The sequence below is a fragment of the Streptomyces sp. NPDC058662 genome (assembly GCF_042716255.1).
In the GTDB taxonomy this organism is placed as follows: Bacteria; Actinomycetota; Actinomycetes; order Streptomycetales; family Streptomycetaceae; genus Streptomyces.
Genome location: NZ_JBHXRU010000033.1, coordinates 1 through 13,489 on the forward strand (window position 1 = coordinate 1; position 13,489 = coordinate 13,489).

A 13,489-nucleotide genomic window follows, 5' to 3' on the forward strand; every position below is an offset into this window, starting at 1 on the left:
CCCTCCGCACGACCGGTGCACCGGCGACTAGTCGCGGCGCAGGTTCGGCTTCAACCCCTTGAAGCGGGCCAGCAGCCCGTTGACGAACGAGGGGGACTCGTCCGTGGAGAACTCCTTGGCCAGCTGGACGGCCTCGTCGATGGCCACGGCGTCCGGGGTGTCGTCCACCCAGATCAGCTCGTAGGCACCGAGTCGCAGGATGTTGCGGTCCACGACCGGCATGCGGTCGAGGTCCCAGTCCACGGCGTAGGTGACGATGAGGTCGTCGATACGGTCCACCTTGTCGGCGTACCCCTCGACGAGGTCCATCGTGAAGGCACTCACCGGCGGCTGCCGGTCGTCCGACCGCGCGTGGCGGATCCAGTCCGCGAGCACCTCGCGCACGGGGACCCCGCGCTGGTCGGCCTCGAACAGGATCTGGAAGGCGCGCTTGCGCGCATTGCTCCGAGCAGCCACGGGTTAGTTGCTCTTCCGGCCGAGGTAGTCGCTGGTGCGGGTGTCGACCTTGACCGTCTCGCCGGTGGTGACGAAGAGCGGGACCTGGATCTCGTAGCCGGTCTCCAGGGTGGCGGGCTTGGTGCCGCCGGTGGAGCGGTCGCCCTGGACGCCCGGGTCGGTGTGCTGGATCTTCAGCTCGACCGCGGCCGGGAGCTCGACGTAGAGCACCTCGCCGTCGTGCTGCGCCACGGAGGCGGTGAAGCCCTCGATCAGGAAGTTCGCGGCGTCGCCGACGGCCTTCTTGTCGACCATCAGCTGGTCGTAGGTGTCCATGTCCATGAAGACGAAGTAGTCGCCGTCCATGTACGAGAACTGCATGTCGCGGCGGTCGATCGTGGCCGTCTCGACCTTCGTGCCGGCGTTGAAGGTCTTGTCGACGACCTTGCCGGAGAGCACGTGCTTGAGCTTGGTGCGCACGAAGGCCGGGCCCTTGCCGGGCTTGACGTGCTGGAACTCGACGACGGACCAGAGCTGGCCCCCGTCGAGCTTCAGCACCATGCCGTTCTTGAGGTCGTTCGTGGAAGCCACGGTTGCGGAATCTCCTGCACTGGAAGACCACGGGTGCGCGCACAGTCCGGCGGGCGGACTAGAGCGCGAGCAGCTCCTTGGTCGTAATGGTGAGTAGCTCGGGACCGCCGTCCGCCTCGGGGCGCACGACGAGCGTGTCATCGATCCGGACACCTCCCCGGCCCGGGAGGTGAACCCCCGGTTCGACGGTGACCGGCACGCAAGCGTCCAGTTTACCCATTGCCGTAGGTGCAAGCTGCGGGTCCTCGGCGATTTCGAGACCGACACCGTGTCCGGTCCACGGAGCGAGGGCCTCCCCGTGGCCCGCGGAGTCCAGCACGGACCGCGCGGCATGATCCACATCGCGGTACGCGGCCCCCGGCAGCAGGGCCTGCCGGCCGGCCCGCTGGGCGGCGAAGACGAGTTCGTACAGCTCGATCTGCCAGTCCGCCGGGGTGGTGCCGATGACGAAGGTGCGGCCGATCTCGCACCGGTAGCCCCGGTAGTTGGCGCCGAGGCACACGGAGAGGAAGTCGCCCTCCTCCACCCTGCGGTCGGACGGGCGGTGCCGGGAGCGCCCGGAGTGCGGTCCGGTACCCACGGAGGTCGGGAACGCGGGCCCGTCCGCCCCGTGGTCGACGAGCCGCCGCTCCAGCTCCAGCGCCAGGTGCCGCTCGGTGCGCCCGACGAGGATCGACTCCAGGAGCTCGCCGAGGGCCTGGTCGGCGATCTCGGCGGCGATCCGCAGGCAGGCGATCTCCTCCTCGTCCTTGACCAGGCGCTGCTGCTCCACCGCCGTACCGAGGTCCGCCAGGCTCAGCTTCGGTGCCACGGAGCGCAGGGCGCGGTGCCGGGCGACCGTCAGGTGGTGCTCCTCCACCGCCAGCGAGTCGGCGCGCACGGCGGCGGCCATGTCCGCGGCCGCGACGGCGGGGTCCCCGCCGGGGCCCGTCAGCACGGACAGCCGCAGGCGCTCGTCCAGCCGGCCCTCGTCGGCCTCGCCGCTGGGCGTGCGGCCGCAGAACATGACGTCCTCGGTGGGCCCGACGAGGAGGACGGCGCCCGAGGGCGAGGCCCCGGACAGGTAGCGGACGTTCGACGGACGCGTGATCAGTGCGGCGGCGTTCCCCGCGGCGGCGCAGCGGTCGCGAAGCAGGCCCCGGCGGGCGGCGTACACGTCTGACATGCTTTCGAGCCTACGAGCGCGCCGCGCATCCGGCCCGGCGAGCGCGTCCGGACGGGGCCGGGGCGGGGCCCCGGATCCCGGCCCGCGGGCGCCGTGACCGGCCCGGTCACCAGGTGCCCGGAGCCGCCAGCGCCCGCGCGAGGGCCTCGTCGAGGGCGCGGGCGGTGCCCTCCACGTCGAGCTGCGAGTTGTCGATGATCGGCAGTCCGGATCCGTACCAGCCGGCCATCCGGCCGTGGATCCGCGCGACCTCCTCGTCGGAGAGCCTGCGGTTGCCCGAGCGCGCCGCGTTCCGCTCCAGGACGATCTCCAGGCCGGGCAGCAGGACGACGGGCAGCAGGGCCGGGCCCACGTGCCGCTTCCAGCCGCCGAGCCCGACGACCGGGCGGTCCGGGAAGACCGCGTCGTCGAGGATGCAGGAGATGCCGTTGGCCAGGTAGTTGCGGGCGGCGAAGCCGCAGGTGCGGCGGGCGAGGCGGTACTGCGCCTCGGAGAACTCGTTCCAGCCCGCCTGCGGGTCGGCGAAGCCGGAGCACACCCACTCCCGGACGTCGTCCAGGCTGACGTGGGCGGTCGGTACCGGCCGCGTGCTCGCCCAGTGCCGGGCCACGGTGGTCTTGCCCGCGCCGGCGGGGCCGATGAGCAGCACCGCGAGGGTGGCGCCGCCCGTCCCGGCCACGACGGGCGGAAGCGGGACGTGCCCGGTGGCCTCGGGCACCGCCACGACCGGGACCTGGCCCGATGTCCCCGGCTGGTGCCCCGCCGGGGGCCCGGCCTGATGCCCCGGCGGGGGCCCGGCCTGATGCCCCGGCTGGTGCCCCGCCGGGGGCCCGGCCTGATGCCCCGGCTGGTGGCCCGCCTGAGGTCCGGCGGCCCGGTGTCCCGGCGGGGAACCGGCCGGGTGCCCCAGCTGGTGGCCCGCCGGAGGACCCGGCGGGTGCCCGGCGGGTCCTCCGGCGGGCCAGCCCTGCGCCGGGGGTATCGGCGGCTGCTGGGGCGTCACCGGGGGCGGTCCCTGCTGCCACTGGCCCGCGCCCCCGCCCCCCACTCCTTGGTGCATCCGCTGCCACTCCGTCTCGTTCCGGCGACTGATGCGAGAACGTTATATGACCCCGGAGGCCCGGCCGTCCACCGGCGTCGCGGTACGGAGCCCGGTGCTGTGACCGGAAAGGTGCACCGTGTCACACCGCTAAGGAGAGATCTCCTCCGCCAGGGCGCGCAGCGCCAGCCGGTACGACCCGATGCCGAAGCCGGCCACGGTCCCGGTCGCCACCGCGGCGATGACCGAGGTGTGCCGGAACTCCTCGCGGGCGTACGGGTTCGAGATGTGCACCTCGATCAGCGGCGCGGTGCGCTGCGCGGCCGCGTCCCGCATGGCGTACGAGTAGTGCGTGAAGGCCCCCGGGTTGATCACGACCGGGATCCGGCCGTCCGCCGCCTCGTGCAGCCAGCGCACGAGCTCGCCCTCGTCGTTGGTCTCGCGGACCTCGACGTCGAAGCCGAGCTCCGCCCCGAGCGCCCGGCAGCTCTCCACGAGCCCGGTGTACGAGGTGGCCCCGTACACGTCGGGTTCGCGCGAGCCGAGGCGGCCCAGGTTCGGGCCGTTCAGGACCAGGACGCGGCGCGGGGCCCCGCTCACGCGGAGACCTCGCCATACGCGGCCACGAGCACCGCCGGGTCGGGTCCCTCCAGGACGGTCGGCTTGGCCAGCCCGTCCAGGACGATGAAGCGCAGCAGGTCGCCCCGGGACTTCTTGTCGACCCTCATGGTCTCCAGCAGCTTGGGCCACTGGTCGCCGCGGTAGGTCAGCGGCAGGCCGACGGAGGCGAGCACCGCCTTGTGCCGGTCGGCCGTCGCGTCGTCGAGCCGGCCCGCGAGCCGGCCGAGCTCGGCCGCGAAGACCATGCCCACCGACACCGCCGCGCCGTGCCGCCACTTGTAGCGCTCGTTCTTCTCGATGGCGTGCGCGAGGGTGTGGCCGTAGTTGAGGATCTCGCGGAGTCCGGACTCCTTGAGATCGCTCGACACGACGTCGGCCTTGACCTGGATCGAGCGGACGATCAGCTCGGAGGTGTGCGGGCCGGCCGGTGTACGGGCCGCCTGCGGGTCCGCCTCGATCAGGTCGAGGATCACCGGGTCGGCGATGAAGCCGGCCTTGATGATCTCGGCGAGACCGCTGACGTAGTCGTTGACCTGCAGCGAGTCCAGTGCCGCCAGGTCGCACAGCACACCGGCCGGCGGATGGAAGGCGCCGACCAGGTTCTTGCCCTCGGCGGTGTTGATGCCGGTCTTCCCGCCGACGGCCGCGTCGACCATCGCGAGGACGGTGGTCGGCACGGCGATCCAGCGCACCCCGCGCAGCCAGGTGGCCGCGACGAAGCCCGCGAGGTCGGTGGTGGCTCCCCCGCCGACACCGACGATCACGTCGGTGCGGGTGAAGCCGGACTGGCCGAGCGCCTTCCAGCAGTAGGCGGCGACCTCGACGGTCTTGGCCTCCTCGGCGTTCGGCACCTGGATGGCGACCGCCTCGAAGCCCTGCTCGGCGAGGTCGTCGCGCAGGGCCTCACCGGTCGAGGACAGCGCCTCGGGGTGGATCACCGCGACGCGCCGGGCCCTCGTTCCGATCAGGGAGCCGAGCTCGCCGAGCAGCTGCCGGCCGACCAGCACGTCGTACGCGTCGTGTCCGGCGCCGGCGCCGACCTGGATCCGCGTCACCTGGTCTGTCATACGTCCTTCAACTCCAGAGCGTCGAGGACCGCCTGGGCGACCTCTTCGGGGGTGCGGTCGTCGGTGGCCACCACGACGCGCGCGACTTCGGTGTACAGGGGGCGCCGGGCGTCCATCAGCTCACGCCACTGGCGGCGCGGATTGACGGCCAGCAGCGGGCGGGCGGCGCCGAGGCCGACGCGCCGTACCGCTTCCTCGACGTCCATCGAGAGGTAGGCGACGGGCCGGCCCGCGAGCAGTGCGCGGGTGCCCTCGTCGAGGACGGCTCCGCCGCCGAGGGCGAGGACTCCGGGGTGCTCGGCCAGCGCGGCCGCGACCGCGCGCCGCTCCAGGGCGCGGAAGTACGGCTCGCCCTCGTCGACGAAGAGGTCGGAGATCGCCCGGCCCTCGGCCGCGACGATGTCGGCGTCCGTGTCCCGGTAGCCGACACCGAGCCGCTCGGCGAGCAGCGCCCCCACCGTGGACTTGCCGGACCCCATCGGCCCGACGAGGACGACCAGCGGTCCGCCGGTCACCGGATCTGCAGGTTGTCGAGGTAGGACCGGACGTTGCGGCGGGTCTCGCCGACCGAGTCGCCGCCGAACTTCTCGACGACCGCGTCGGCCAGTACCAGGGCGACCATGGCCTCGGCCACGATGCCCGCGGCCGGCACGGCGCACACGTCGGAGCGCTGGTGGTGGGCCACCGTCGCCTCGCCGGTGGCCACGTCCACGGTGGCCAGCGCGCGCGGCACGGTCGCGATGGGCTTCATGGCGGCCCGTACGCGCAGCAGTTCGCCGGTGGTCAGCCCGCCCTCGGTGCCGCCGGAGCGGCCGGTGGTGCGCTTGAGGCCCTCGGGGGTGGAGACGATCTCGTCGTGCGCCTGCGAGCCGGGGACGCGGGCGAGCTCGAAGCCGTCGCCGACCTCGACGCCCTTGATGGCCTGGATGCCCATGAGGGCGGCGGCGAGGCGGGCGTCGAGGCGCCGGTCCCAGTGGACGTGCGAGCCGAGCCCGACGGGCACGCCGTAGGCGAGGACCTCGACGACGCCGCCGAGGGTGTCGCCGTCCTTGTGGGCCTGGTCGATCTCGGCGACCATCGCCTTGCTCGCGTCGGCGTCGAGGCAGCGGACCGGGTCCGCGTCGAGGCGGTCGACGTCGGCGGGGGTCGGGTAGACGCCGTACGGGGCCTTGGCCGCGGCCAGTTCCACCACGTGCGAGACGATCTCGATGCCCGCGGTCTCCTTGATGAAGGACCGGGCGACGGCGCCGAGGGCGACACGGGCGGCGGTCTCACGGGCGCTGGCGCGCTCCAGGATCGGCCGGGCCTCGTCGAAGCCGTACTTCTGCATGCCGGCGAGGTCGGCGTGGCCGGGCCTCGGGCGGGTCAGCGGCGCGTTGCGGCCGGTGTCCTTGAGCAGCGACGGGTCGACCGGGTCGGCCGACATGACCGTCTCCCACTTCGGCCACTCGGTGTTGCCGATCATCACGGCTACCGGGGAGCCCTGCGACAGCCCGTGCCGGACGCCGCCGAGGAAGGTGATCTCGTCCTGCTCGAACTTCATCCGGGCACCGCGGCCGTAGCCGAGCCGGCGGCGGGCCAGGTGCTCGGCCACCAGCTCCGTGGTGACCGGGACGCCGGCGGGAAGCCCCTCCAGCGTCGCAACCAGCGCCGGTCCGTGCGACTCCCCGGCGGTCAGCCAACGCAACCTGCTCAACGATGCTCCTCATGCTCGCGCCTGGTACAGCGACGGCGCGATCGGGTGCGCGGCCCGGACCCGCCTCACCCGATCCTCCCATGTCCGGGCGGGTGCGCCGCCCTCCGGTCCAACTGTCGGACGGCGCCGCCCCGAAACGCGGATTCAGTGCCGGGCGGCGAGCGCGGCCTCGCCCGCGGCGCGCATCGCCGCCAGCGGGGCGTCGGGGCGGCCCGTCATGTGCTCGACCTGGAGCACGGCCTGGTGGACGAGGAGGTCCAGGCCGCCGACGATCCTGCCTCCGCGCTGCGACCAGGCCGCCGCGAGGCCGGTGGGCCAGGGGTCGTAGAGGACGTCGAAGAGGGTTCCGGGCGCGGTCGGTACGGAGGCGGCCAGGGAGTCCGTCGCTCCTGCCGGGGTGGTCGCGATCACCAGCGGCGCGCCGAACGCCCCGGCCGCCTCGGACCAGTCGGCCGTCCGGACGGGGACGCCGAGCCGCTCGCCCCACCCGCGCATCTCGTCCGCCCGGGCCCGGGAGCGTACGTACGCCGTGACCTCGCCGGAGCAGATCCGCGAGAGCGCGGCGAGCGCCGAGGAGGCGGTGGCGCCGGCGCCGAGGATCGCGGCGGACGGCACCTTGTCGATGCCGCGCTCGTGGAGCGCCGCCACGATGCCCGGGATATCGGTGTTGTCGCCGAGGCGACGGCCGTCGGCGGTGAGGACGACGGTGTTGACCGCCTCCACCGAGGCGGCCGTGTCGCTGATGCCGTCGAGGAGCGGGATGACCGCGCGTTTCAGCGGCATGGTCAGCGACAGCCCGGCCCACTCGGGGCCCAGGCCGGCGACGAACTCCGGGAGCGCGGCCTCGTCGATCTCGAACCGGTCGTACGACCAGTCGGCGAGGCCGAGCTCCTGGTAGGCGGCGCGGTGCAGCACCGGTGAGAGGGAGTGCTCGATGGGCGAACCCAGCACCGCGGCCCTTGTGCGTGACATGCCTTGCCTACCCGCCGTTCTTCTGCTTCTGCCGCTCCTGGAACTCCGCGGCGAGCTTCTGGTGCTCCGCGTAGGTCTGCGTGAAGGTCGTCTTCTCGCCGTCCACCGACACGAAGAACATCCAGCCGCCGCGGTCGGGGGTGAGCGTAGCGGTCAGCGCGTCCGCGCCCGGGTTCCCGATCGGGCCGGGGGGCAGTCCCTGGACGTTGTGCGTGTTGTAGGGGTGTTCGAGCGCTCTCGCCTCCTTGAGGGAGAAGTTGATGTCGCTCTTGCCCTTGATGTAGTTGTACGTCGAGTCGAATTCCAGCCGCTGGTTGGTGACGTCGTTCGTCTTCTTCAGGCGGTTGTAGACGACCTCGGACATCTTGCGGAAGTCGTCGTGGTTCTTGCCCTCGGCGTTGACGAGGCTGGCGACCGTGACCACCTGGAGGGGGTTCTCCAGGCCCAGTTCCTTGGCCTTGCCCTCGATGCCGAGCTCCGCGTACTTCTCGTTCGCGTTCTTGACCATCTCCTTGAGCAGGGACTCGGGGGTGCTGTCCTTGCTCAGGTCGTAGCGCGTCGGGTAGAGGAAGCCCTCCAGCGGGTCCATGAGCTTCGGGTCGTTGCCGGCCCAGGCCGGCAGGCCGAGGTTCTTGGCCTCGCGCAGGGCGATGTCCTTGGTGGTCCCGTCCGGCTTGCCCAGCTTCTTGTCGATCGCCTCGTACACGCGGGCGTTGCGCATGCCCTCGGTGACGGTGATGACGTTCAGCTTGCTGGGGTCGCTCATCACCTCGATGGCCGCCGCGGCGGACATCTTCTTGCGCAGCGGGTAGACGCCCGCCTGGATGGCCTTGTCGCTCGGCAGGGCCTTCGCGACGTCGACGAACGCCTGGGCGCTCGCGACGACGCCCGCCTCCTTGAGGATGCGGCCCATCTGACCGAGGCCGGCGCCCTTGGGGATCTCGACGTCGACGATCTCGCCGGTGCCGGTGCCCGCGAAGTCCTCGGCCGCGCCGAACTTGTCCTTGAGGAAGGTGTAGCCGTAGTAACCGCCGCCGCCGAGCACGCCGACGATGACGAGGGACGCGATCAGGCAGGCCGCGCCGCTGCGCTGCTTCGGCTTGCCGCCCTTGCCGCCCTTCGAACGGCCGGAGCGGCGACCGCCGCCGGCCCCGTCGTCGCCGTCGTCACCGGGGGCGCGGTCGTCGTCCGCGGCCGGGTCGGCGTCCTGCCAGTCCTCGGCCGGTTCCGGCTCCAGGTGGCGGCGGCCGGGGGGCTGCGGCGGCGGGTAGGCGTCAGCCGTGGTGTAGAGGTCCGGGGTCTCCCCGGGATAGCCGCTGACCGGCTGCTGGGCGTACGGGTCCACGCCGCCGTACGCGTCGGTCTGCGCGGCGGCGGCGACGTACTGCCCCTGGCCGGTGTCCCAGCCCTGGCTGTCGTAGACCGGCTGCTGCGGCTGGTTCTGGGCGTACTCCTGCTGCGGGGCGTACGCGGGCTGCTGCTCGGTGTACTGCGGAGCCTGGGAGTACTGCTGGTACTGCTGCTGGGGCTGCTGGTACTGGGGGTGCGGCTGCCCCTGCGGGTGCTGCGGGGCGTACTGCTGCTCCGGGTACTGCTGCTGGTACTGCGGCTCCTGCGGATAGTCCGGTCGTGAGCCGTCGCCGTACGGCACCTGGCCCTGCTGGGTCTGGTGCCCGGTCCACCCCTGGTCCCCGTAGAGAGGGTCCTCGGGGTGCCACGGTTCGGGGCCTCGGCCCCGTCCATACTCAGTCATCGGTCCCCTAGAGCCGCGAGACGAAGGCCGCGGGCTACGTCTTCCGCGACACCCGGTTCCGCCTCTTTGGTGGTGGGCGACGGCTGTTCGAATGCCGTCTCATCGCGCGGAACGTTACCGTATCGCGATCAGACAACCACTTCGACGCACTCGCCAGGCGGATTACCTGATACCCGTTCGGTCTCAAGAGCGTTCTGAAGGATCACCACTGCGGCGGCCTGGTCGATGACCGAACGGCCCTTCTTCGCGTTCCTCCCCGAGGCCCGCAGTCCCTGGGCGGCGGTGACCGTGGTCATCCGCTCGTCCACCAGACGCACCGTCACCGGCTTGATGCCCTTCGCGAGTTCGTTCGCGAAGGCGCGCACCTTGACGGCGGCCGGCCCCTCCCGTCCGCTGAGCGAACGGGGCAGGCCGACCACGACCTCAAGGGGCTCGTACTCCTCGACGAGCTGCCGCAGCCGCCGGTGGGCGAAGGGGACGTCCCGGCCCGGCACCGTTTCCACCGGTGTGGCCAGGACCCCGTCGGGGTCGCAGGAAGCGACCCCGATCCGGGCGTCCCCGACATCGATCGCGAGGCGGCGGCCGCGGCGCAGTGCCATCGTCAGGCCGTCTCGGCGACGAGGCGCTCGACGGCGCTGATGGCATCCGGCACGGCGGCCGCGTTCTGGCCGCCGCCCTGGGCGACGTCCGGCTTGCCGCCACCGCCGCCGCCGAGGGTCTTGGCGGCCGTACGGACCAGGTCGCCGGCCTTGAGACCGCGCTCGCGGGCGGCCTCGTTGGTGGCGATGACGGTCAGCGGACGGTCGTTCGCCACGGTGAACAGGGCCACCACGGCCGGGCGGTCGCCGGCCCCCGACAGCTGCTGCAGCCGGCCGCGTACGTCGAGGACCAGCCTGCGCAGGTCGTCGGCGCCGGTGCCGTCCGGCACCTGGCCCACGACGAGGGCGACGCCGTGGATGTCCTGGGCGTTCTCGGCCAGCCCGGCGGCGGCCTGGAGGACCTTCTCCGCGCGGAACTTCTCGATCTCCTTCTCGGCGTCCTTCAGCTTGCCGAGCATGGAGGCGATCTTCTCCGGCAGCTCCTCGGGGCGGCCCTTGACCAGCTCCTGGAGCTGGGCGACGACCGTGTGCTCCTTGGCGAGGAAGTTGTACGCGTCCACGCCGACGAGGGCCTCGACGCGGCGCACCCCGGAGCCGATGGAGGACTCCCCGAGCAGCTTCACCAGGCCCAGCTGGGCGGTGTTGCCCACGTGCGTGCCGCCGCACAGCTCCTTCGAGAAGTCGCCGATGGTGACGACGCGTACGCGCTCGCCGTACTTCTCGCCGAATTCGGCGATGGCGCCCTGCTTCTTCGCCTCGTCGATGCTCATGATCTCGGCGGTCACGTCGAGCTCGCGGGAGAGCACGTCGTTGATCTTCTGCTCGACGTCCGTGAGGACCGTGCCGGGGACGGCGTTCGGCGAACCGAAGTCGAAGCGGAAGCGGCCGGGCGAGTTCTCGGAGCCGGCCTGGGCGGCCGTCGGGCCCAGCGCGTCGCGCAGCGCCTGGTGCGTCAGATGGGTGGCCGAGTGGGCGCGGGCGATGGCGCGCCGGCGCCGCACGTCGATGGCGGCGTACGCCGAGGCGCCCACCGTCACCTCGCCGACCTGGACGGAGCCCTTGTGCACGGAGACGCCCGGGACCGGCTGCTGGACGTCGCGGATCTCGATGACGGCGCCCGTGTCGAGCTTGATCCGGCCCTGGTCGGCGAGCTGGCCGCCGCCCTCGGCGTAGAAGGGGGTGCGGTCGAGGACGACCTCGACCTCGTCGCCCTCGGAGGCGGCGGGCGCGGAGACGCCGTTGACCAGGAGGCCGACGATGGTCGACTCGCCCTGGGTGGTGGCGTAGCCGGTGAACTCGGTGGCGCCGGAGCCGTCGGCGATCTGCCGGTAGGCGGACATGTCCGCGTGGCCGGTCTTCTTGGCCTTGGCGTCGGCCTTGGCGCGGTCGCGCTGCTCCTGCATCAGGCGGCGGAAGCCGGGCTCGTCCACGGAGAGGCCCTGTTCGGCGGCCATTTCCAGGGTGAGGTCGATCGGGAAGCCCCAGGTGTCGTGGAGCAGGAACGCCTTGTCGCCGGAGAGGACCGTGCCGCCGGCGGCCTTGGTCTCGGTCACGGCGGTGTCGAGGATGTTGGTGCCGCCCTTGACGGCCTTGAGGAAGGCGGCCTCCTCGGCGAGCGCGACGGTCTCGATGCGCTTGCGGTCGGTGACGAGCTCCGGGTACTGCTGCCCCATCGTGTTGATCACGGTGTCGACAAGGTCCCGCACGACCGGGCCGGTGGCGCCCATGAGGCGCATGTTGCGGATGGCGCGGCGCATGATGCGGCGCAGCACGTAGCCGCGGCCCTCGTTGCCGGGGGTGACGCCGTCGCCGATGAGCATGACGGAGGTGCGGATGTGGTCGGCGACCACGCGCATCGACACGTCGGTGCCCTGGGCGGCCCCGTACTGGACACCCGTCAGCTCGGTGGCCTTGTCCATGACCACGCGCAGGGTGTCGGTCTCGTACATGTTCTGCACGCCCTGCAGGATCATGGCGAGCCGTTCGAGGCCCAGACCCGTGTCGATGTTCTTCGACGGCAGGTCGCCGAGGATCGGGAAGTCCTCCTTCCCGTCTCCGGCGCCGCGCTCGTACTGCATGAAGACCAGGTTCCAGATCTCCACGTACCGCTCGTCGTTGACGGCCGGGCCGCCCTCGACGCCGAAGTCGGGGCCGCGGTCGTAGTTGATCTCCGAGCACGGGCCGCAGGGGCCGGGGACGCCCATGGACCAGAAGTTGTCCTTCTTGCCCAGGCGCTGGATCCGCTCGGCGGGGACGCCGACGACGTCGCGCCAGATCGTCTCGGCCTCGTCGTCGTCGAGGTAGACGGTGATCCACAGCTTCTCCGGCTCCAGGCCGTAGCCGCCGTCCGCCACGGAGCTGGTGAGCAGCTCCCAGGCGTACTTGATGGCGCCTTCCTTGAAGTAGTCGCCGAAGGAGAAGTTGCCGCACATCTGGAAGAACGTGCCGTGGCGGGTGGTCTTGCCGACCTCTTCGATGTCCGGCGTCCGGACGCACTTCTGCACGCTGGTGGCGCGGGGGGCCGGGGGCTTGGTCTCACCGAGGAAGTAGGGCTTGAAGGGGACCATGCCCGCGTTGACCAGCAGCAGAGTCGGGTCGTCCGCGATGAGCGACGCCGAAGGGACAACGGCGTGACCGCGCTCCTCGAAGAAGCTCAGCCAGCGGCGGCGGATTTCAGCCGACTCCATCAGTGGTCCTCATTCCGGTCGTACGAAAACTTCGGTCGGTGGTCGGTCGTGTCGTTCCCGATGGCCCGCAGCCGCCGCGGCCCGGGGAGGGCGGTGACGTTGTCGGGACGGTCGGGATCCTGGGTCAGCCCCAGTGCGTCGTTCAGCTCGTCCTCGCGCTGCGTCATTCCCGCCTTGACGTCGAGGGCGAAGTCCTTGAGGCGGTGGCCCGCCTCCACGGCCTTGTCGGCGGCCTGCGCCGCGAGGCTCTCGGGGGTCAGCTTCTTCAGCTGTCGGTTGACCTTGGTGGTGGCCCACACGCCGGCGGCCGCGCCGGCGGTGAACCAGAAGGCTCGGCGAAACATCGGCGGTCTCAGCCCTTCTGCTTGCGGCGCCTGGCCGCCGGCACCGTACGGCCGACGATCACGGTGCGTCGGGATTTCCTGTCGGGCGGCGGCGCCCCGTCCGTCCGGCCCAGCGCCTTGCGGACGCCGTAGCCGAAGGCCGCGACCTTGACCAGCGGCCCGCCGAAGGCGGAGGCCACGGTGGACGACAGCGCGGAGGCGTTGGAGGTGACCTCCTGGACATCGCTCGCGATGGCGTCGACCCGGTCCAGCTGGGTGCGCGCGGAGCGGACGGTCCTGGAGGCGTCGGCCAGCAGCGGCACGGCCTGGTCGGTCACCTCGGCCACCAGCTCGGTGGTCGCCTTGAGCACCTGGGCCAGCCTCACCAGCACGACGGCGAGGAAGGAGACCAGGATGGCCCAGAAGACGGCCACGAGGATCCCGGCCACCTCTCCACCGGACACGTCACACCGCTCTCTGTCTGTACCTGGACTGCAGGAAGATTCGCCCTACGACCCTATCGCGCCGGAGATCCCCGGCC

The 13,489-nt window shown here is 71.9% G+C and carries 14 protein-coding genes; all 14 read right to left on the reverse strand.

The annotated features are described in order from the left end of the window. Positions 1-27: 27 nt before the first annotated feature. Positions 28-456, reverse strand: coding sequence for a transcription antitermination factor NusB (gene nusB, locus ACFWUQ_RS14595; protein ID WP_384537622.1), 429 nt, complete (start codon positions 454-456; stop codon positions 28-30). Positions 457-459: 3 nt separating this feature from the next. Continuing rightward, positions 460-1,026: an elongation factor P gene (gene efp / locus ACFWUQ_RS14600; RefSeq protein WP_384537624.1), complete on the reverse strand. Its 567-nt coding sequence runs from the start codon at positions 1,024-1,026 to the stop codon at positions 460-462. A gap of 58 nt (positions 1,027-1,084) precedes the next feature. Beyond that, entirely contained in the window at positions 1,085-2,191 is a 1,107-nt protein-coding gene (locus tag ACFWUQ_RS14605; protein WP_384537627.1) for an aminopeptidase P family protein, read from the reverse strand. Positions 2,192-2,297: 106 nt separating this feature from the next. Beyond that, positions 2,298-3,251 carry an AAA family ATPase gene (locus ACFWUQ_RS14610; protein ID WP_384537630.1) on the reverse strand — a complete coding sequence of 318 codons (954 nt, stop codon included), beginning with the start codon at positions 3,249-3,251 and terminating at the stop codon, positions 2,298-2,300. Positions 3,252-3,380: 129 nt separating this feature from the next. Beyond that, entirely contained in the window at positions 3,381-3,830 is a 450-nt protein-coding gene (aroQ, locus tag ACFWUQ_RS14615; protein ID WP_384537633.1) for a type II 3-dehydroquinate dehydratase, read from the reverse strand. Further along, the gene (gene aroB / locus ACFWUQ_RS14620) at positions 3,827-4,918 is read right to left on the reverse strand and encodes a 3-dehydroquinate synthase (protein WP_384537635.1); all 1,092 of its coding nucleotides are present in this window, start codon (positions 4,916-4,918) and stop codon (positions 3,827-3,829) included. The genes aroQ and aroB overlap by 4 nt, the downstream gene beginning before the upstream one ends. After that, the gene (locus ACFWUQ_RS14625; RefSeq protein WP_384537638.1) at positions 4,915-5,433 is read right to left on the reverse strand and encodes a shikimate kinase; all 519 of its coding nucleotides are present in this window, start codon (positions 5,431-5,433) and stop codon (positions 4,915-4,917) included. Before ACFWUQ_RS14625 ends, aroB begins: the two co-directional genes overlap by 4 nt. Then, complete coding sequence (gene aroC, locus ACFWUQ_RS14630; protein ID WP_384537641.1) at positions 5,430-6,614, reverse strand: chorismate synthase; 1,185 nt, start codon at positions 6,612-6,614, stop codon at positions 5,430-5,432. Before aroC ends, ACFWUQ_RS14625 begins: the two co-directional genes overlap by 4 nt. A 144-nt stretch (positions 6,615-6,758) precedes the next feature. Then, positions 6,759-7,586, reverse strand: coding sequence for a shikimate dehydrogenase (locus ACFWUQ_RS14635; protein WP_384537644.1), 828 nt, complete (start codon positions 7,584-7,586; stop codon positions 6,759-6,761). Between the two features lie 7 nt (positions 7,587-7,593). Continuing rightward, positions 7,594-9,339, reverse strand: a complete 1,746-nt coding sequence (gene mltG / locus ACFWUQ_RS14640) for an endolytic transglycosylase MltG (protein ID WP_384537646.1) — start codon at positions 9,337-9,339, stop codon at positions 7,594-7,596. A gap of 128 nt (positions 9,340-9,467) precedes the next feature. Further along, on the reverse strand, positions 9,468-9,938 hold the full coding sequence (ruvX, locus tag ACFWUQ_RS14645; protein WP_384537649.1) for a Holliday junction resolvase RuvX: 471 nt from the start codon (positions 9,936-9,938) through the stop codon (positions 9,468-9,470). 2 nt (positions 9,939-9,940) lie between these two features. Continuing rightward, positions 9,941-12,625: an alanine--tRNA ligase gene (gene alaS / locus ACFWUQ_RS14650; protein WP_384537652.1), complete on the reverse strand. Its 2,685-nt coding sequence runs from the start codon at positions 12,623-12,625 to the stop codon at positions 9,941-9,943. Further along, positions 12,625-12,969, reverse strand: a complete 345-nt coding sequence (locus tag ACFWUQ_RS14655; protein WP_384537654.1) for a DUF6167 family protein — start codon at positions 12,967-12,969, stop codon at positions 12,625-12,627. The genes alaS and ACFWUQ_RS14655 overlap by 1 nt, the downstream gene beginning before the upstream one ends. Positions 12,970-12,977: 8 nt before the next feature. Next, positions 12,978-13,412, reverse strand: a complete 435-nt coding sequence (locus ACFWUQ_RS14660; protein WP_384537657.1) for a DUF948 domain-containing protein — start codon at positions 13,410-13,412, stop codon at positions 12,978-12,980. Positions 13,413-13,489 lie beyond the last annotated feature (77 nt).

Coding starts and splice junctions, on each gene's coding strand:
- ACFWUQ_RS14605 (WP_384537627.1), bottom strand. CDS start 2,191: ATGTCAGACGTGTACGCCGCCCGCCGGGGCCTGCTTCGCGACCGCTGC.
- ACFWUQ_RS14610 (WP_384537630.1), bottom strand. CDS start 3,251: ATGCACCAAGGAGTGGGGGGCGGGGGCGCGGGCCAGTGGCAGCAGGGA.
- aroB (WP_384537635.1), bottom strand. CDS start 4,918: ATGACAGACCAGGTGACGCGGATCCAGGTCGGCGCCGGCGCCGGACAC.
- ACFWUQ_RS14635 (WP_384537644.1), bottom strand. CDS start 7,586: ATGTCACGCACAAGGGCCGCGGTGCTGGGTTCGCCCATCGAGCACTCC.
- mltG (WP_384537646.1), bottom strand. CDS start 9,339: ATGACTGAGTATGGACGGGGCCGAGGCCCCGAACCGTGGCACCCCGAG.
- ruvX (WP_384537649.1), bottom strand. CDS start 9,938: ATGGCACTGCGCCGCGGCCGCCGCCTCGCGATCGATGTCGGGGACGCC.
- alaS (WP_384537652.1), bottom strand. CDS start 12,625: ATGGAGTCGGCTGAAATCCGCCGCCGCTGGCTGAGCTTCTTCGAGGAG.
- ACFWUQ_RS14655 (WP_384537654.1), bottom strand. CDS start 12,969: ATGTTTCGCCGAGCCTTCTGGTTCACCGCCGGCGCGGCCGCCGGCGTG.